General features: G+C 70.9%; 16 protein-coding genes. 5 read left to right on the top strand and 11 right to left on the bottom strand.

All coding sequences use genetic code 11. The features are described from left to right. Positions 1 to 22: 22 nt before the first annotated feature. Positions 23 to 1,009: a DUF2207 domain-containing protein gene (locus F4561_RS01990; protein WP_184574198.1), complete on the bottom strand. Its 987-nt coding sequence runs from the start codon at positions 1,007 to 1,009 to the stop codon at positions 23 to 25. Between the two features lie 790 nt (positions 1,010 to 1,799). Between F4561_RS01990 and F4561_RS01985 the strand changes: the two genes are divergently transcribed. Together F4561_RS01985 and F4561_RS01980 are read left to right on the top strand one after the other, a co-directional pair. Further along, on the top strand, positions 1,800 to 2,183 hold the full coding sequence (locus tag F4561_RS01985) for a hypothetical protein (RefSeq protein WP_184574196.1): 384 nt from the start codon (positions 1,800 to 1,802) through the stop codon (positions 2,181 to 2,183). Positions 2,184 to 2,185: 2 nt separating this feature from the next. Further along, entirely contained in the window at positions 2,186 to 3,673 is a 1,488-nt protein-coding gene (locus F4561_RS01980; RefSeq protein WP_184574194.1) for a sodium:solute symporter family transporter, read from the top strand. 87 nt (positions 3,674 to 3,760) lie between these two features. Here the strand turns inward: F4561_RS01980 and F4561_RS01975 are convergent, their stop codons facing one another. The 10 genes from F4561_RS01975 to F4561_RS01930 form a co-directional block, all read right to left on the bottom strand. Beyond that, positions 3,761 to 5,698 (bottom strand): helix-turn-helix domain-containing protein, encoded by a 1,938-nt coding sequence (locus F4561_RS01975; protein ID WP_184574192.1) that lies wholly within the window; start codon positions 5,696 to 5,698, stop codon positions 3,761 to 3,763. Further along, on the bottom strand, positions 5,683 to 6,501 hold the full coding sequence (locus F4561_RS01970) for a 3-hydroxybutyrate dehydrogenase (protein ID WP_184574190.1): 819 nt from the start codon (positions 6,499 to 6,501) through the stop codon (positions 5,683 to 5,685). Before F4561_RS01970 ends, F4561_RS01975 begins: the two co-directional genes overlap by 16 nt. A gap of 172 nt (positions 6,502 to 6,673) precedes the next feature. Beyond that, positions 6,674 to 7,735, bottom strand: a complete 1,062-nt coding sequence (gene hpaD, locus F4561_RS01965) for a 3,4-dihydroxyphenylacetate 2,3-dioxygenase (RefSeq protein WP_184574188.1) — start codon at positions 7,733 to 7,735, stop codon at positions 6,674 to 6,676. Beyond that, positions 7,732 to 9,243, bottom strand: a complete 1,512-nt coding sequence (gene hpaE / locus F4561_RS01960; RefSeq protein ID WP_184574186.1) for a 5-carboxymethyl-2-hydroxymuconate semialdehyde dehydrogenase — start codon at positions 9,241 to 9,243, stop codon at positions 7,732 to 7,734. The genes hpaD and hpaE overlap by 4 nt, the downstream gene beginning before the upstream one ends. Further along, a complete protein-coding gene (dapA, locus tag F4561_RS01955) occupies positions 9,240 to 10,178 on the bottom strand; it encodes a 4-hydroxy-tetrahydrodipicolinate synthase (RefSeq protein WP_184574184.1) in 939 nt (312 codons plus the stop codon). The genes hpaE and dapA overlap by 4 nt, the downstream gene beginning before the upstream one ends. Then, entirely contained in the window at positions 10,175 to 10,852 is a 678-nt protein-coding gene (locus tag F4561_RS01950; RefSeq protein WP_184574182.1) for a GntR family transcriptional regulator, read from the bottom strand. The genes dapA and F4561_RS01950 overlap by 4 nt, the downstream gene beginning before the upstream one ends. Positions 10,853 to 10,858: 6 nt before the next feature. Further along, positions 10,859 to 12,310, bottom strand: coding sequence for a fumarylacetoacetate hydrolase family protein (locus F4561_RS01945; RefSeq protein WP_184574180.1), 1,452 nt, complete (start codon positions 12,308 to 12,310; stop codon positions 10,859 to 10,861). A gap of 201 nt (positions 12,311 to 12,511) precedes the next feature. Continuing rightward, positions 12,512 to 13,390, bottom strand: coding sequence for an NAD(P)-dependent oxidoreductase (locus tag F4561_RS33545; RefSeq protein WP_221445329.1), 879 nt, complete (start codon positions 13,388 to 13,390; stop codon positions 12,512 to 12,514). A gap of 78 nt (positions 13,391 to 13,468) precedes the next feature. Continuing rightward, entirely contained in the window at positions 13,469 to 14,587 is a 1,119-nt protein-coding gene (locus tag F4561_RS01935) for a TRAP transporter substrate-binding protein (protein ID WP_184574178.1), read from the bottom strand. Between the two features lie 60 nt (positions 14,588 to 14,647). Beyond that, entirely contained in the window at positions 14,648 to 15,046 is a 399-nt protein-coding gene (locus F4561_RS01930; RefSeq protein ID WP_184574176.1) for a carboxymuconolactone decarboxylase family protein, read from the bottom strand. Between the two features lie 639 nt (positions 15,047 to 15,685). On the opposite strand from F4561_RS01930, the gene F4561_RS01925 reads away from it, so the two are divergent. The 3 genes from F4561_RS01925 to F4561_RS01915 all read left to right on the top strand — a co-directional run bounded on the left by F4561_RS01925 (position 15,686) and on the right by F4561_RS01915 (position 18,664). Beyond that, entirely contained in the window at positions 15,686 to 16,216 is a 531-nt protein-coding gene (locus F4561_RS01925; protein ID WP_184574174.1) for a TRAP transporter small permease, read from the top strand. Between the two features lie 4 nt (positions 16,217 to 16,220). Further along, the gene (locus F4561_RS01920; RefSeq protein WP_184574172.1) at positions 16,221 to 17,609 is read left to right on the top strand and encodes a TRAP transporter large permease; all 1,389 of its coding nucleotides are present in this window, start codon (positions 16,221 to 16,223) and stop codon (positions 17,607 to 17,609) included. An 89-nt stretch (positions 17,610 to 17,698) separates the two neighbouring features. Continuing rightward, positions 17,699 to 18,664 carry an AraC-like ligand-binding domain-containing protein gene (locus F4561_RS01915; protein WP_184574170.1) on the top strand — a complete coding sequence of 322 codons (966 nt, stop codon included), beginning with the start codon at positions 17,699 to 17,701 and terminating at the stop codon, positions 18,662 to 18,664. The last annotated feature ends 200 nt before the right edge of the window (positions 18,665 to 18,864 follow it).

Here is an 18,864-nt window from a genome sequence, read left to right as displayed (position 1 = left end):
TCCGGGCTGAGCGACCGACATGTCAGCCGCCGCCTCCTCCGCCACCACCTCCCCCGCCGCCGGCGCCACCGCCACCGCCGCCACCGGCGCCACCGGCGCCACCGCCCGCGGAGGACCCGCTCCCGGTCCCCCCGCCCGCGGAGCCGTACTTGCGCTCGGCGCGCCAGGCGAGCACGCTCATGACCACAAAGAAGACGACAATGATGCTCCCCACCAAAAGCCCCGTCTTCACCGAGCCGCTCTCCGAACCGGTCTCTCCCTCGCCGTCCCGGTCCGGCGCGGCGGAGACCACGTTCGGTTCGGCCAGCAGGATCCGCACGCTCAACGCCTGGCCCGGCTCAAGCGGGCCGTGGCCATAGGTCAGGGGCAGGTCGTCGGCGAGTAGGGCGCCCTCGTCGGCGGAACCGCAGTTGTCTCGCGATCCGACCTCACCCGCATAGCACTCCGCGGTGACCGCGTACTCGCGGTCGGGGTCGAACGCCTCCTCCGGAAGGTCCACGCGCACCCGGGTTCGCTCGATGGGCACCTCCCACTCCGAGCCGATGATGTCGGCGTAGTACCGCGATCCCCCCTCGCCCTCGGTGACCAGCCGGTCGTAGGTGTAGGAGATCTCGAACTGGTGCTCACCGGTGAGCGCCGGCTCCCCGTCGAAGTCGCCGACGCGTACCCGGGTCTCGTCCCCGTCGGGTTCGATCTCGACTGGCAGGTCGCCCGCGCCCGACGCCGTGACGTCGGTGAGCCCCAGATCGCGCCACCCGTAGCCGTCGATCTCTTCCTCGGACGGCAGCGTCCGGGTAAGGCCGTGGCCCGGCTCGGAGCCGAAGTCGTAGCTGATCGTCTCGGTCATCCGGACCGCGCCGGAGGTGCCGATACTCACGCGCGCGTCGAACATCGCGACGCTCCGGTCCTCCTGTGGCAGGGGCCCGATGTAGTAGAAGACGAAGGACATGGCGACGATCACGAACAGCACCCAGAAGTTCGCGAGAAACCGGACGAACTTCACGATCATCTTCCTCCGCTCGGTCGCCGGACAGTACCCGGCCCGCCAGCGGCGGCCCCGCCACACCCCACACACCGGCGGTCTCGCGAGAGAGGCCGGGGCACTAGCTCTCGTGATCCTCTCCGAGCGGCAACCGGACGTCCAGGCCCGCGGAGCGCGGCCCTTGCGCGCGACGGGTACGCCGGCGGCGTTGAACCGCGGACTGCGCGGCGCAAACGCGGGCCGGTCAGGGCCGATGCGCTATTCCGCGGGTGTCCGGATGCGGTCACGGCTTCGCACCGGTGGCCCGCCCGCGGAAACCGGCCCAGCCGAGCCCCGCCCGGTCCGGCACGGCCCGCGCCGCGACACGTCAGACACCGCCCGTGCCCGCGCGCATGTGCCAGATCCACATACGGCACGGGCAAGTGTGTGCACGCTTCCATTGTTGAGGGTGGCGCAGGTCACTAGCGTCGTTGCGCGTGAGAGCGCGAACAACGAGTGACCTCCCGCCCCGCGGGCGGACCCCCGGCATCCTGCACCGACGTCCCGCCGCCGACCCGACCCCACTCTCGCCGGGCGCTCGGCGACCGCCCCGCACTGCCCGACCCGCCGCCGCGCCCCCACTTGGCCGGCGCCGCCACGGTTGCCGCGGCTCCTCGCCCCGGCCGGCCCCGTCTCCCGCCGCGGGAACCCCACTGGAGCGCCGGCGCTCCGGATCCGGCGCCGGGGCCGTTGCCCGCACACAGGGCGTCACTCCTCGCGCGGACACCCACCCCTGACCGCGGGGCACCTCCCGCGGCGCCCCAACGAGAGGCCCCGTATGCGACAACGACCATCCGACCTGCTGATATACGCGCTCCTACTGCTTGTCACGCTCGCGGTTCTCGGGATGCTGCTCGCTGACTGGCGGCTGGTCCTGTACCCGACGCTCCTCTCCGCGGGCGTGCTGATCGCACTGTCCCGACCGGGCCGGAGCCACCGGTTGGCGGTCGCCCTCCCAGCGGGCGTCACCGTCCTGCTGCTGGCCGGCTACGGCGCGCTTGACGCGCTGTCGGTCAGCGACCCGCAGGTCTCGGGCCTGGTGTTCGGCTTCGCACCGACCACCGCGCTGTACCTGTTCGGGATCGCCCCGGTGCTCCTGCTCGTGGGGCTGGCGTACGCCTGCACGTTCACCACGGACGACACCGAAGGGACGGTGGAGTAGCGATGCTGGACACCAATCCCACGATCGTCATCGTGGTGGCGCTCTACCTGCTCGCGACCATCGGCATCGGGGTGTGGGCCACCCGGCGGACCAAGACCACGTCGGACTTCCTGGTCGCGGGCCGCAACCTCGGCATGTTCGTGATGTCGATAGCCGTCTTCGCGTCCATCCAGAGCGGGTTCGGTGTCCTCGGCGGCACCGGGATGGCCTTCACCGACGGCCTCGTCTTCGTCAGCGGGATCGGGCTCGCCGCGGTTCTCGGCTTCGGCCTGGCGTGGTTTCTGGTCGGCAAGCGGCTCTGGCGCATGGGCAGCGAGGGAGAGGTGTACACCCTCGGCGACGTCGTTGAGCGGCGCTACCGCAGCCCTGCCGTCCGCGGGTGGATCGCGGTCGCCGTCGCCCTCGGCGTGATCGGCTACCTCGGCACCCAGGTGCAGGCGATGGGCGTCGTCATGGCCAGCATCTTCGGGATCTCCCCCACCAGTGGGGCGCTGATCGGCCTGGGCATCCTCGCGGTGTACGCCATCGGCGGCGGGACCATCGCCGCCGTGTACACCGACGTGTTCCAGGGCGTGCTGCTCGTCGTCGTCTCGGTGGTCACGTTCTTCGTCGCGGTGAACGCTGTCGGCGGGACGGCCGACATCACCACCACCCTGCAGGGCGAGGACCCGGCACTGGCCTCCGCGTTCGGCGCGCTCCCCGCCGTCACCATCGCATGCTGGATCTTCCTCTTCGCGGTCGGCGCCGCCGCCCAACCGCAACTTCTCACCAAGTTCCTGATGATCCGGGACACCGCCCAACTGAAGTGGGGTGCGCTGACAGCCGGGATCGCCTACGTGTGCACCATGTTCCTCGTGGTCGGGGTGGGGCTCAGCGCCCTGGCGCTGTCCATCCGGGGCGAGTTCCCGGCGGTGGACACCCCCGACCAGGCGCTCATCGTCTTCATGACGGACTACACCCCGCCAGTCCTCGCCGGCCTGGCGCTGGCCGCGATCCTGGCCGCGATCATGTCCACCGGCGACGCCTTCGCGACGCTGGGCGCGGCGAGCCTGGTCCGCGACCTTCCTCGGGCGTTCGGCATGCGGGTGCGCAACGAGCTGCTGTGGAGCCGCGTGGCGGTCGCCGTGCTGCTCGTGGCCTCCGTACTGTTCTCCCTCTACCTCGACACGCTGGTCGCGCTGCTGGGCGTGTTCGGCTGGGGCACGTTCGCCGCGGCCATCTTCCCGGCGGTGGTGCTGGGCCTGGTGTGGTCGCGGGCGACCAAGGCGGCGGCGATCACCAGCATCGTACTCAGCCTGGTCATCAACTTCGTCCTGGAGGTCGGACAGCTCTACGGCTTCGCTCCACTGCCGGAGGGCGTGGTCAACGGAGCGTTCGCCCTGGCCGCCTCGACCCTCATCTTCATCCTCGTCTCGCTGCTCACCCGACCGCGGCCGGCCGAGGGAGGCGACGAGCCGGCCGGTGAGGCGGCCCAGCCCCGCTCACCGTGATCACGCGTCGGCCCCCGATGGGGCCACCTGCCCGGGGCGCGGTGCTCTCCGCGCCCCGGGTTCCGGGCTCCGGACGGCGCCCCGGCACTACCCGCGGGCGCCCGCGCCCCCGCCGCCGTCGAGGTCCACCCCGCCGTCCAGCAGGCGGTGCAGCCGCAGCGCGAGCTGCAGCTCCAGGGCCCGCTCCGGGTCCTGCCAGTCGGCCCCGATGAGCTGGCCGATCCGCTCCAGGCGCTGGGCGACCGTGTTCACGTGGACGCGCAGCTCCCGCTTCGTACGCGAAAGGTTGGCGCCGCACGCGAAGTAGGCGCGCAACGTCGCCACCAGCGCGGTACCGCGCTGTTCGTCGTACTCCAGCAGCGGCCCCAGTGTGGCGGCGACGAACTCGGGGGCCTGGCGGTTCGTGCTCAGCAGCAGCCCGAGGAATCCCAGCTCGTCCGGGCTGGCCACCTCGCCATCGCGGTCCAGGGAGCGCAGCGCGCGCACACAGCGCAGCGCCTCGCCGTAGCGGCCGGGAATGGTGTCCAACCCCGTGGTCGGCCCCGCGACGCCCGCGGTCACCGGGGCGTTCGCGGCGGCGCGCAGCTCGGCGGCCGCGTACCGGCCGACCCCGACCGGATCCGTCCCCGGGAGCACCAGCACGGTGCGGCCGTGGCGGACCCCGGCGAGCCCGTGCTTGGTCTCGGCCAGGTGGGTGGCGGCCGAGCGGAGCCGCGCGGCGTTCGCCGATGCCGCCTCGGCCACGACGACCACGTGGGCGGCGTCCAGGTCGGTGGCCAGTCGGCCGGCGCGCTCCTGCAGCAGGTCCGGGTCGCGGTCGGGCGAGTCCAGCACCTCCTCCAGGAGGTCGCCGCGCAGCCGGTGCTCCGCCTCGTTGACCGAGCGGCGCAGGAGCAGCAGCAGCGCGATCACCATCGCCGCGCGCTCCAGGATGCGCTGGTCCGCGTCGGCGAGGTCGACTCCGCGCAGGGTCAGGGTGCCCAGCAGCTCGGTTCCGGCCGCGGCGGCCGCCACCCACGCGTCGCCGGCGCGCGCGACCCGGCCGCTGCCGAGCGACTCCTCCACCGCCGCGGCCAGGTCCGGTTGGGCATCCTCGCCGTCCCACACGGCCGCGGCGTCGTGGATCCGCACTTCGCCGCCGAGGACCTCGCGGATGGTGGCGGCTACCTCGTCGACACCGCCGCCACGCAGCACGAGCTCGGCGAGCCGGTCGTGGGCGTCGGCCGCGCGCTCCACGGCCGTGTTGTGCTCCTGCAGCTGCTCGTTGACGGCATTGAGCTCGTTCAGCGCGGCATGGGTGCCATCGATGAGGTTCGCCGTGTCGATGGCGATCGCGGCGTGCGCCGCGAGCGACCCCAGCAGCGCGATCTCCGAGTGCACAAAGGGGCGCTCGCGCCGGTTCGCGGCGAACAGTACCCCGATGACCTGCCCGTTGAGCAGCAGGGGAACGCCGAGGATCGCGACGAGCCCTTCCTCGGCCACGCCCGAGTCGATCGTCTCGGTGTGCCGGAACCGGTCGTCCTCGGGGTAGTTGGCGGTCACGTAGGGAAGCGCCGTCTGCGCGACCAGCCCGCCCAGCCCTTCGCCCGGCCCGAGCCGCAGCCGCTGGAACCGCGCCGACACCGAGCCCGAGGTGACCCGCATGGCGGTGTCCCCGACCACCTGGTCGGTCAGGGTGAGGTAGGAGGTGTCGGTGCCCAGCAGCGCCCGGGCCCGGTCGACGATAGCGCGCAGCACCTGGTCGAGGTTGCGCATCCCGGCCAGGTCGTTCGCGGTTTCGAACAGCGCGGCCAATTCCGACTCGCGGCGCTGGCTCTCCGACAGCACCGCGCGCACTCGCAGCGCGAGCAGCTTCGCCCGTTCCAGCTCCGCCAACCGCCCCGGATCGGCCCTGTTCGCGCGGGCGCGTACCAGCGGGCGCTCGTACTCCACCGCGGGGGCGTCGCGCAGCAGCAGGTCGAGAAACGCGGTCTCACCGTGCTCGGTCCGCTCCGCGGCCGCGGGCTCGTTCAGGTAGCCGTCCATGCTCCGTCGATGGTAACCGCGGCGCCGTTGACCAATGATGCCGACGGAGCGCACAGGTAGGCGACCAGCTCGGCGACCTCCTCGGGCTCGACCAGCCGTCCGGCCGGGCTGCGGGCCAGCAGCACCTGGTCCACCACCCGGTCGGGATCGATGCCGTGCTCCTGGGCCTGTTTGGCGATCTGCCGCTCGACCAGCGGTGTGCGCACGTATCCCGGGTTCACGCAGTTCGAAGTTACCCCGTTCGGCGCGCCCTCCACCGCCGTCACCTTGGACAACCCTTCCAGGGCGTGCTTGGCCGTGACGTAGGCCGCCTTGTACGCCGAGGCGCGCAGGCCGTGCACGGAGGAGATGTTGACGACGCGTCCCCAGCCCTGCTCGTACATGCCGGGCAGCGCAGCGCGCACGATCCGGAATGGCGCCTCCACCATGAGGCGCAGCATGCGCGAGAACTCCTCGGGCGGGAACTCCTCGATCGGGCTGATCGTCTGCACGCCCGCGTTGTTGACGACGATATCGGCGCCGCGCGCCAACTCAGCCGCGGCGTCCAGGTCGGTCAGGTCCTGGACGTGGGCCCGGCCGTAACCCGCCTCGGCCAGGGCCCGCACACCGGGGCCGTCAGCGTCGACGAGACGCACCGAAGCGCCTGCCGCGGCCAGCCGGATCGCGCAGGCCCGGCCAATGCCGCTGGCCGCCCCGGTCACAAGCGCCTGCGTGGACGTGAGGTCCGGCGCGCCCCCGCGCGCGACGGTCGGGTCCCAGGACAGCTCCGCCGGTCCGGGAATGGAGGGGTCTGGCATCGTCATGCGGGCCACGATAGGAAGGCGGCGGCCATGACGCGGATGGTTCCGCGGACCACACTCCGACACGGGGATATGTGGCGGACGGCCATAGCGCGTGCGGCCGCCGGGGAAGCGGCGGTACCTCGCCCCGCGACGCGGCCGGTCCGCCGGCCGCGTCATAGGGCGCCGTTCCTGCTCAGCTCTGGTGACCGAGTTTGAATCCGGTACCGGGGCCGCCGTCAGAGGCCACCTCGCCAAAGCCGTCCGCGCCGATGGTGACGCTGGCCTCGCGCTGCTCCGTTGGAGCGGTCAGTGGGCGGGGCCGGCCGTTGAGGTCGAGGACGGTGGACCCCTCCGAGTACCAGGAGGGGACGACCTCGTGCCCCCAGAAGGACCGTCGCCGGTTGTCGTGGACGTCCCAGCGCACCGTCGGGTTGTCGGGGTCGCCGGTGTAGTAGTCGCTGGTGTAGATCTCAATGCGGTGCCCGTCGGGGTCGCGCAGGTAGAGGTAGAAGGCGTTGGACACGCCGTGGCGCCCGGGGCCGCGCTCGATGTGCTGCTCCGCGCGCAGCGAGCCGAGCACGTCGCAGGTGTGCAGGATCTGGTGCCGCTCGTTGGCCGCGAAGGCCACATGGTGCAGCCGCGGCCCATCGCCCCCGGTCAGCGCGATGTCGTGCACGGTCGGCTTGCGGTACAGCCACGCGGCGTAGAGGTGCTCCTCGTCGTCCTCGATCTTCTCGGAGACGCCGAACCCCAGGTCGCGGTAGTAGGCGGTGGCAGCCCGGACGTCGGGCACCAGCACGTTGAAGTGGTCGATCCGCGCGATGGCGTTGGCACCGTGCAGGTGGTAGGCCTGGGTGAACCGGTCCACGTGCGTGGCGCCGTAGAAGAACTCCACGGTGAACCCCAGCGGGTCCTCGACCCGCACGGCCTCGCCGATGCCGCGGGTGGCCCCCGCGGCGACTCGCTCGGTGCGCGCGCCGAGGGCGCGGAAATACGTCTCGGCGACCGCGACCTGTTCGGGGGCGCGCACCCGGTAGCCCAGCCGGACCAGCGCGGGGCTCTCCCCCGCGCGCAGGACCAGGCTGTGGTGCAGGTACTCCTCGAAAGCCCGCAGGTAGAGGGCCCCGGGTTCCTCGGCCGTGACCACGAGGCCGAGAACGTCGACGTAGAACCAGCGCGCCGCCGCGAGGTCGGTGACGGTCAGCTCGGCGTAGGCGGCGCGGATGATGTCCGGCGGCGCGGGCGTTCCGCTCATACCCGCGCCTCCTCGGTCCGCACCCCGAACCGAGTCACGTGCACGTCGCCCGTCGCGACGTGCACGATGTGCTCGTTGGTGTAGAAGTCGATGCTGCGGGTGCCGCCCTCGTGCCCGACACCGCTGTTCTTCACCCCGCCGAACGGGGTGCGCAGGTCGCGGATGTTGTGCGAGTTGAGCCAGACCATCCCGGCCTCGATCGACTGCCCGACACGGTGGCCGCGGCGCAGGTCCGACGTCCATACGTAGCCGGCGAGCCCGTAGTCGACGTCGTTGGCCAGCTCGATGGCCTCTTCCTCGGTGTCGAAGGGAGTCAGCGCCACAACGGGGCCGAAGATCTCCTCCTGGAAGATCCGGGCGTCGCGGGGCACGTCGGCGAAGACGGTCGGGGCGAGGTAGTTGCCCTCGCTCAGGTGCTCCGGCCGGCCACCGCCGGCCAGCAGCCGCCCCTCGCGCTTGCCCGTTTCGACGTAGTCGAGCACCCGCTCGTAGTGGTCGGGGTGCACGAGCGCTCCCACCTCGGTCGCGGGGTCCTGCGGCGGCCCGACGGCGACGTTGCGCGCGCGCTCGGCGTAGCGCTGGGCGAACTCCTCGTAGACCGAGCGCTCGACGAGAATCCGGGAGCCCGCGGTGCACCGCTCCCCGTTCAGCGAGAACACCCCGAACAGCGCGGAGTCGAGACAGGCGTCCAGGTCGGCGTCGGCGAAGACAATGACCGGTGACTTGCCGCCCAGCTCCATCGACAGCCCTTTGAGGTGCGGGGCCGCGTCGCGCATGATGGTCCGGCCGGTGGTGGTCTCGCCGGTGAAGCTGATGAGCGGCACGTCGCGGTGTGCGACGAGCGCCGCGCCCGCCTCCTCACCGATTCCGTTGACCAGGTTGAACACGCCGTCGGGAACACCGGCGTCGGCGAGGATGCCCGGCCACAGGCTGGCCGAGAGCGGGGTGAACTCGGCGGGCTTGAGCACAATGGTGCATCCGGCCGCCAGGGCGGGGGCGAGCTTCCAGCTTTCCAGCATGAACGGGGTGTTCCAGGGGGTGATGAGCCCGGCGACCCCGACCGGTTTGCGCACCACGTAGTTCAGTTGGGTGCCGGGAACCCGGTAGGCGTCCTCGTTCATGCCGACGATGAGGTCGCCGAAGAAGCGGAAGTTCTCGGCGGCCCGCGCGGCCTGGCCGCGCGCCTGGGTGATGGGCAGACCGGTGTCGAAGGACTCCAGGTGGGCCAGGTCCGCACCACGTTCCTGCACCGCGTCGGCGATCCGGTACAGCACGCGGGCCCGCTCGCGCGCCGGCATCTCGGGCCACGGCCCTTCGGTGAACGCCGTCCGGGCGGCGGCCACGGCGTTGTCGATGTCGTCGGGTCCGCCGGCCGCCGCCGAGGCGTAGGGGCGGTTCGTCACCGGGTCGATGACCTCGAACGTCGCCCCGGAGACGCTGTCAACGGGGGCGCCGGCGATGTGGTGTCTGATGCGCGTGGGGACTCCGTCGGGGCGGGTGTCGGTCATCTTCTGCTCCCCTGCGGAACAGGGCTAAGGAGGTCCTCGCCCTGGTCGAGTAGCTCGCGGATCCGGCCGAGGCCGTTCTCGGTCGGGGTGGTCAGCGGCAGCCGGACGTGCGCGGACGAGATCAGCCCGCGCTGCTGCAGCACCCACTTCAGGGGCGCCGGGTTGCTCTCGACGAACAGCAGGTCGACGAGCGGGTGCAGGCCGTAGTGGAGCTCGCGGGCGCGGTCGAGGTCGCCCTCCTGCCACGCCTGGTACATCCGCGCGACGGCGGTGGGCGCGAGGTTGGCCACCGCCGAGACGAACCCGGCCCCACCGAGGCTCAGCAGGGGCAGGCAGAGCAGCTCGATACCGGACCAGACGATGAGATCGGGGCCGGCGGCGCGCAGGACGCGGGAGAAGTGCTCGAAGTCCTTGGTGGTCTCCTTGATCCCGACGATGTTGCCGAAGTCAGCGTTGAGCCGGGCCACCGTCTCGGGGGCGATGTCCACGCAGGTGCGCGAGGGAACGTTGTAGATCACCAGCGGCAGGTCCGGGAACTCCCGCGCGACCGTGGCGTACCAGGTGTACAGGGCCTCCTGGGTGGGGCGGGCGTAGTAGGGGGTGATGATCAGCGCCGCGTCGGCCCCGGCGTCGCGGGCGGCGGACGTCAGCTCCAGGGTCTCGTCCAGCTTGGTGGAGCCGGTCCCGGGTACGAACGGCACGGTGTCGCCGATCTCCGCGGCGGCGGCGCGGATCGCCTCAGCGCGCTCGGACACGGTCTGCGCGCTGGGCTCGCCGGTGGAACCGCCCAGGGAGATCCCGTGCGAACCGGAGTCGAGCTGCCAGCGCACCAGGGTGCGCAGGCTCGGCAGGTCGACCTCGCCGGTGTCGGTGAAGGGGGTGACGACGGGGGCGATGGAACCCGTGATCCGCTGGGGATCGCCGCGGAACCTCATAGGGTGTCCTTTCCTTGCCGGGCGAGGAACGCGTTCAGGGTGGCGAGGCGGTGCGCGCGGGCGCGGCGCTCAACGGTCTCGGCGTCGGCCCTCGACTCCATGAGGCCGAGGAGCTCCTCGTGCTCGGCAACGGAGTTGGCGGCGCGTCCCGGAACGAGGCTGAACGTCGAGCTGCGGATGGTCGCCATGCGCGACCACTGGCGCCGGACCAGGTCGATCATCTCCGGGTTGGGGCAGCACAGGTAGAGCGTCTCGTGGAACTCCTTGTTCAGTTGGGTGAACTCGACCGGGGTGAAGTCGCGGAGGCTGTCCCGCATGCGCTCGTTCAGCTCGCGGGCGCGGTCGAGCTCACCGGCGCCGATGTGCGGTGCCGCCAGCGCGGTGGCCGCGCCCTCGACGATGGCCATGGTCTGCATGGTGTGCTGGTACTCGGTGGGATCGATCGCACTCACCCGCGCGCCAACGTTGCGCTCGAAGCTGACCAACCCTTCGGCTTCCAACAGCCGGATGGCCTCGCGCACCGGAACCTGGCTCACGTCCAGCTCGCGCGCGAGCTGGCCGAGGACGAGCCGGTAGCCGGGACCGTAGGTGCCTTCGGTGATGCGTTCCTTGATGACCGCGTACGCGCGTTGTGACTTGGAAAGGCCGGTGAGGTCGGAGGAGCCGGGTGCCATGGCGCGCTACTCCTTCCACTCCCGATAGGCCTCCAGCCAGGCCCCGCTCAGCGGGTACAGTCCCTCGATGCCGTGGCCGGCGCGGACCTGCTCGGTGATGAACTCCTCCTGGCGCTCCTGCTCGACGGCGTCGGCGACGACCTCCTCCAGCAGGTGCGGTGGGATCACGACGAGGCCGTCGTCGTCGCCCACGATGACGTCGCCGGGCTGGACGGTGGTCCCCCCGCAGGCGATCGTGACGTCGGACTCCCAGGGCACATGGCGGCGCCCGAGCACAGCCGGATGCTCCGCCGCGGCGTAGACCGGCAGGCCCAGACTGGCCACCGCGGCGCTGTCGCGCACGCCGCCGTCGGTGACGATGCCGGCCGCCCCGTTCATCTGGGCACGCAGCGCGAGGATGTCGCCGATCGTGCCCGCGGTGCGCTCGCCGCGCGCCTCCATGACGAGCACCTCGCCGGGGCCGACCGCTTCGATAGCGCGCTTCTGGGCGTTCAGCCCCCCGCCGTGGGCGGCGAAGAGGTCCTCGCGCAGCGGCAGGTAGCGCAGTGTGCGCGCCACCCCGACCACACGGGTGCCGGAGGCGAGCGGGCGCACACCGTCGACGCTGACGTTGTCGAGCCCGCGCTTGCGAAGCTGCGCGCTGAGGGTCGCGATCGCCAGGGTGTCCAGCGCGGCCCGGGTCTCTCCGCTCAGCACGCGGTTGTCGGCGCGGTCAGCGGCCTCGGCGCTGCCCCATGCCTCGGCGCGCTGCTGGTCGTCGACACGGGGGAGGGCCCCGTAGTCGGCGAGCGGAACCGTTGCCTCGATCACGGGTGTGACGAGCCGGCCCGTGCTCGGCGCGCCTTCGGCGTCCGGCGCGTCGACCTCGACCTCGACGATGTCGCCCGGCTGGGTGACGGACGCCCCGGCGGGGGTGCCGGTCAGGATGGTGTCGCCGGGTTCGAGGGTGAGGAGCTGCGACAGGTCCGCGACGAGTTGGCCGAACGAGAAGAACAGCTCCCCGGTGTCGCCTTCTTGCACGAGGTCGCCGTTCAGCCAGGTGCGCACGCGCAGGGCGGCGGGATCGACCGCCTCGGCGGGGATCAGTGCCGGCCCGAGCGGGGTGAAACCGTCGCCCCCCTTCGAGCGCAGGTTCGACCCCTTGTCGGCGTACCGCAGGTCGTAGACGCCGAAGTCGTTGGCGGCCGTCACGGCCCGGACGTGGGACCAGCCGTCACCGGGGCTCACACAGCGGGCCTCGTGGCCGATGATGAGCGCGATCTCGCCCTCGAAGGCGAGCAGTTCGGTGCCGAGGGGGCGTTCAACAGGGCTCCCCGAGTGCCCGACCGACGTGGACGGCTTGAGGAAGTACGAGGGATGTTCCGGGGTCCGCCCCCGCTGCTCAGCGCGGGACCGGTAATTGATGTGCACAGCGATGATCTTGCCGGGGCGCTGAGACGCGGTGAGCTCAGAGTTCACGGCCGCACCAGCCTGGGTTTCCGCACTTTGGACAACCGAACATATTCTAAATCCTATACGATCTGCAATGCGCGGACAATCCCAATGCTCCAGCGCACCCGCCTGGGCCGCGGGAATCCCGAGCTCCGGCACCCGGCGGGACGGGGTGTCGCCACCCCGCCCCCGGTTACCGCGTGCGCCGCGGAACACCGCCGCCGGGCGTCACGCCTCCTGGTCCTTCCAGTACTCGAAGGCCCGGGTGTGGTCCACGTTGCCCAGCTCGTCCAGAGCGTCGTCGAGCGCGCCCGACACGGCCTCGCACACCGGCGCCGGGTGCGCGATGGCCTGTGTCAGGGACCGCGCGATCCGTACGTCCTTGGCGTAGAGGGCGAGCCCGAACCCGGAGGCGAACCTGCCGTTGACGACATGCTCGCCCAGGACGTTCGACGTGACGAAGCTCTGTCCGGTCGACGCGTTCAGGATCTGCACCATCGTCTCCGGCGCGAGCCCGAAACGCTCCCCCGCGATCAGCGCCTCGCAGGCGGCCGTGGTGGAGGCCCCCGCGACGAAGTTGTTCAGCGCCTTCATCGCGTGCCCGGTGCCCAGCTTGCCCGTGCGGAAGACCACGGCGCTCATGGTCCGCACTATCGGGGTCGCCCGCTCGGCGGCCGCTTCGCTGTCGGCGCCCATCATGATCGACAGTGTCGCGTCGGTCGCCTTGGCCACCGCGCCGGACACCGGGGCGTCCACGAGGTCCACCCCGTGCTCCCGCAGCCGCTCGCCGAGGCGCACCGTCTGGGTGGGGTCCGAGGAGCTCATGTCGATGACGACACTGCCGGCCGGCAGGTGGCGGGCGATGCCGCCATCCCAGTCGAACAGCGCCTCCGCGACCGCGTCGCTGGTGGGGAGCATGGTGACGACGGCCTCGGCCCCGGCGAAGTCGGACGCCGCGCGCGCCGGTGCCGCGCCGGTCTCAGCCGCGAGATCGCGCACGCACGCGGCGTCCAGGTCGAACACGATGGTGCCGGCCCCCGACCCGGCCAGGTTCCGCAGCATGGGGGCTCCCATGGTCCCGAGCCCGATGAAACCAACCTGACTCACTGTGCCTCCCTTGACGCCGTCGCGCGCGTACCGGGGACCCGCCGGCCCCGTTGCCGTGTCCCGCGCCGGGACCGGGTCTCACTCGTCCTCGGCCCGATCGATGCACTGCACCACCGGGTCCTCGATGAGCTCCGCGTCCTCGGACTCCTCAAGCGCGCTCGTGTACATGTCGAGGTATCCGGACGCGTCCTCAAGCCCGGCGTCCTCGGCGTCGCTGGTCCACTGTTCGCTGAGGTCGTCGCCGACCGCGTCCTCCCATTCCTGGGTGGCCTCCTCACTCCAGCGGTCGACACCCTCGATCTCCTCGCCCTCAAGGAGTGTGTCGCACTGTCCCGCGGCGCCCTCGGCGAACTGCTCGACGCCGTCGCCGGTGTTCAGGTCCTCGGCGGCGTTGTCCACCACCTCCTGCATGTCCTCGGGGAGGCCATCGTAGGTGGACTGGTTCATCCACATCCCGAAGGTGGAGTAGTGGCCGGTGCCCGGATCGGTCCAGTACGGGAGCAGCTCCATCAGCTTGTAGTCGATGGCGCCGTCGATCGCGAACCCGACCGCGTCGGCCACCCCGCGCTCGATTCCCTCGTAGGTCTCCGGCGCTGTCAGCGCAACGTTGCTTCCGCCGGTCTCCTCCACGGCGCTCTGCAGGTAAGGCCCGGAGACGCGCCACCGCTGCCCCTGCATGTCGGCCATGCTGTCGACCTCCTCGGGGCTGCCCAACATCAGCCGGCCCACCGGCCAGTGGGACACGGGGACCAGGCCGTTCTGCTCCCAGACCTGCTGGGCCCCTTCGTGCTCCGTGTTCGCCTTGTCCAGCGCCTGCGTCACCGCATGAGCGTTGTCCGCGGTGAAGGGGATGCTGACCACAGTGTCGGTGGGGAACATCTGCGGCGTGTAGTCGGGGATCGAGACCCCGACATCGGCACGTCCGTCCTGGGTGCACTCCGCGACCTCGTCGGCCTCGCACAGCGAGTCGGGCGGCAGCACGTCGAAGGTCAACTGCCCGTTGGAGCGCTCCTCGACCTGATTGAAGTACCACTGCATGACCTGGTTGCTCGGGGTGTCCGGCTGCGCCGCGGTGGCCACGGTGAGCTCCGTGGAGCCGTCATCGTCCGCGCCGCCCCCGCACGCCGCTGACATAACCACCGCCGCCAGTCCCACGGGGAGTGCCACCGACCGCGCGTATGCGCTCTTCCTCGTCACTGCCTTCATCGTGATTGCCTTGTCTGTGCCGTGTTGTCACCTGTTCGGGTCCCGCGCTCCTTAGGCGGGAAACTCCTGCCCGGCGTCGCGCTGCGCCAAGATCTCGTCCAGCGTCCGAATCCCCTCGACCGCGGCGGGAATCCCGCAGTAGAGATAGGAGTGCAGCATGATCTCGCGGAGCTCAACGACGCTCACCCCGTTGGCCAGGGCTCCGTTGATGTGGATCCGCAGCTCGTGGGACCGGCCGAGCGCGAGGAGCATGGCGACCGTGATCAGGCTCCGGGTGCGCACCTCCAGACCGTCCCGCTGCCAGATGTCGCCAAAGCAGTTGCGGGTAACGATCTCCTGCAGCTTGTCGTTCAGGTCGGTCGTGTGTTCGACCTGATCCTCCGCGCCTGCCTTACCGAACATCGCGCGGCGCTGACGCAGGCCGGCGTCGTACAGTTCGTCCTCGATCATCGGATGGAACTCCTTGGGCGTCCGGGGCGAGCGTGTGATCCAGGCGACACCGCTCAGCACCAGTCTCCGTGGCAATGGGACACGGCGCTTGTCTGCCAGTGCAGCGCCACTTGCCCTGGAGGGAAGAAGGCAGGTCGGTGGCCTCTGCCTCCGCGAAGGAGCTCGCCCAGCGGGGCGCTGCGCGACCGAAGCGGATCGCGCCCCGGCTACGTCCGGCGGGGTGCGCGGGGTGCCACCGGAACGCGCGGCACTCCGCTAACGGACGGGACGCGGGGATCTTCCGGACGTTACCCAACAGATCGTGCTTGGAATCACATTTTGCTTGACAGGCTTCACCGGGAACCAGCAGAGTCATCCGGGAACGTATATGACATCGTGAATGATGTCGGGAGGCCCTCGTTGGACAGCGCCCCGGCGACCATCGCTGCTGGACACAGCGCCGCACCCCGCGCTCCGGACACTGCGGTCCCGGCGACCGGTTCCCGTTTCACGCGCGGCGCCGGCCGGACAGCGCCGTGAGATCCCGCACGGCGCCGGATCCTTTGCTCCACCACCCCATGGCGGCGTCTCGCGAGGCTACGCGGTGGTCGCGCCGGCCTGCCCATCCGGGCGAACCCGGACCAGCAGAAAGGGCGTGAGATGGACAGGATCGCACGGGCGATCGCGGCTCCCCTCGGCATCCTCGCATCAATCAGCACGATCGTAATGATGCTCGGGATCAGCGCGGACGTCGCCTACCGCAACATCGCGGGTGAGTCGATCGCCGGCGTTCTGGAGCTCACCGAGTCAGCACTGGTGGCCACGGTCTTCTTCGGCCTGGCCTATGCCGGGACGAGCGGCACGCACATCGCCGTGGACCTGCTCACCTCCCGGCTCCCGGAGAAAGCCGCGCGCGGTCTCATGCTGCTGGCCTGGGTACTCGGCTGCGTGATCCTGGGCTGGCTCGTCTACGCCTCCTTCGGGCAGGCCGTCGACTCCTTCGAGCGGAACGAGCTCCGCATGGGCCTGGTGAGCTGGCCGCTGTGGCCGGCCCGATGGTTCGTCGTTGTCGGCTTCGCCGCACTGCTGCTCGTGGCCATGGTCAATGTCGCGCGCCTGCTCACCGGACGGCCCCTGATGGGCGACCCGAACGGCGAGGCCGGCTCCGGCGACGCGCCGACGGAAAGCTGAACTGATGGACCCCAACACGATCGTCCTGCTGGTCGTCGTCCTGCTGGTCGCACTGCTGGCCATCCGGATGCCGGTGGCCCTGGCTCTGGCACTGGCCGGCGCGACCGGGCTGGCGCTGCTCCAGGGCACGGACTTCGCCACGAACATGCTGGCCACGGAACCGTTCGCGCAGACGAACGAGTTCACCCTCACGATCATCCCGATGTTCATCCTCATGGGGGTGTTCGCGGTCCGGGCCCGGATCGCCGAGCAGGTGTACGCCGTCGCCTCCCACCTGCTGCGCCGGCTCCCCGGCGGGCTGGGCGTGGCAACCGTCATGGCCTGCGCCGGTTTCGCGGCCGTCTCCGGCTCCTCGATCGGCACCGCCGCGACCATGTCCCGGCTCTCGATCACCGAGATGCGCCGGGCGGGCTACCCGGAGTCGATCGCCGGGGCGCTCGTCGCTGTGGCCGGGACACTGGGGGTGCTCATCCCGCCCAGCGTGTTCCTGGTCCTCTACGCGATTATGACCGGCGAGTCCGTCGCCGCGATGCTCGCGGCGGGCATCGTTCCCGGCATCATCTCGGCACTCGCCTACGCCACGTTCATCATGGCGGTGGCACCGAAGCTGGTCGCCAAGCCCGGCTCGGCAGACGCCCCGAACCTCGACAGCGCCGTCGAGGCGGCCGCCGGCGGGACCGGCTCCGAGAGCACCCGGGTCACCGCGACCGCCACCCCTACCAAGCTGCGCGACCTGGAAATGCGCGGCCTGGTGCGGGTCGCGCTGCTGTTCTTCATCGTCCTCGGCGGCATCTACTCCGGCTTCTTCACCCCCACCGAGTCCGCCGCCATGGGCGCCCTGGTCGCCGCCGTAATGCTGATCCTGGAGTTCCGCCGGCAGGGCTTCGCCACCCTGTACGAGAAGTTCACCGGTGCGCTCAAGGAGACGGCCGGGACCACCAGCATGGTCTTCGCCATCGTGGTGGGGTCGGCGATCCTGTCGAAGTTCTTCGTGACGGCCCGGCTGCCGCAGACCGCCACCTCCTCGATCTCCGCACTGGACTTCAGCCCGCACCTGACGATCGCGCTGCTGCTGCTCATGCTGGTGCCGCTGGGGATGGCGCTGGAGTCGATCTCGATCCTGGTCATCTCGGTGCCGCTGCTCTACCCGATCGCCACGAGCATGGGCTTCGACGGTGTGTGGCTCGGCATCCTGATCGTCAAGCTCATCGAGATCGGCATGGTGACGCCGCCCGTCGGGATCAACTGCTACGTGGTGGCCGGCACCTCGGGCGTCAACGTGGAACGGATCTTCCGCGGCGTGGCACCGTTCGTCGCCATCGAGCTCGCCGTTGTCGCCGTACTGTTCGCTTTCCCGGAGCTGATCCTGTGGCTCCCATCCCTCGTCCGGTGACCGCGCGGGCCTCCCGGTGTGCCGCGCCGGCGCCGAGGAGAGCGGCCCACTCCGGCAGCAACGCGCGGCGCACGCAAGGAGGAACCCCCATGCTCCCGACACTGCCGGAACGCGCCACCCAACCGGTCACGTCATTCGTCGCGCACACCTTCGACGACTGGCAACGACGGATGTCCGCCCGGTTCGTGCGGCTGCGCCTGTCCACCGACCGGCCGGAAGGCTTCCACGGCCGGGTGCTCGGCCGCGACTTCAACGGGATCTCGCTCGCGCGGATCAGCGCGCGAGCGCACGAGGTGGCGCGCCTGCCCAGCCTGATCTCTGCTGAGGAACGGCGCTACGTCAAATTCAGCCTGCAGCTTCGCGGATCGTCCCTGGTCGCCCAGGACGGCCGCGAGGCGGTGCTCGGCGCGGGCGACATGGCGGTCTACGACACCGGCCGGCCCTACCGAGTGGTGTGCGGGGACGATGCCGAAAACCTTGTCGTGGTCTTCCCGGCCGAGACGCTCACCCTCCCGGCCACGGCGCTGAGCACAGTGACGGCGGCACGCATAACGGGCAGCCGCGGGGTGGGATCCGTGGTCGGGTCGCTCTTCCGGCAGTTGGGCGACAGCCTCCATACACTGCCCGACTCCACCGGAACCCGCCTGGTACACCAGGCGGTCGACCTGGTCGACACCCTGCTGCGTACCGAGCTTGAGCCGCGGGCGGGCCGGGGCGAACCGGCGTACGGGGTGTTGGCGCAGGTCAAGCAGTACATCGAGGAAAACCTCGGCGATCCCACGCTGGGGCCCGCGAACATCGCGCGGGCGCATTCCATCTCCGTGCGCTACCTGCACAGCCTCTTCGAGTCCGAGGGTGCCACGGTGTCGACGAGCATCAAGCGGCGGCGCTTGGAGCGGTGCCGGCGGGACCTGCTCGATCCCGCGAACCGCGAGGCGACGGTCACCGCGATCGCCTCCCGATGGGGTTTCGTCGAGTCCGCGCACTTCAGCAGGGTTTTCAAGCAACGGTTCGGCGTTCCGCCGAGCGCCTACCGCAGCAGGTACGCCGGCTGAGGTGGACGCCGTGGTTGGCGAACCGAAGCCGCCCGGGCGCCGATCTTGCGGATTTCGTTCCTTTCAAGCGCGGCTTGGGTTTCGTGGTTTCTGGCGCCATTGGTTCGGGGTCCTCGGGTGCCGGCCCGCGCGAAGGGTGCCCGGGTGCCCGAGTGTCTGCCCGGGTGCCGGGTGTGGCTGCCCGCGCGAAGGGTGTTCCC

Origin of the sequence: Lipingzhangella halophila (assembly GCF_014203805.1) — a bacterium.
In the GTDB taxonomy this organism is placed as follows: Bacteria; Actinomycetota; Actinomycetes; order Streptosporangiales; family Streptosporangiaceae; genus Lipingzhangella; species Lipingzhangella halophila.
Note: the sequence above shows the minus strand (reverse complement) of the source record. Positions and strands in the feature narration are given on the sequence as shown.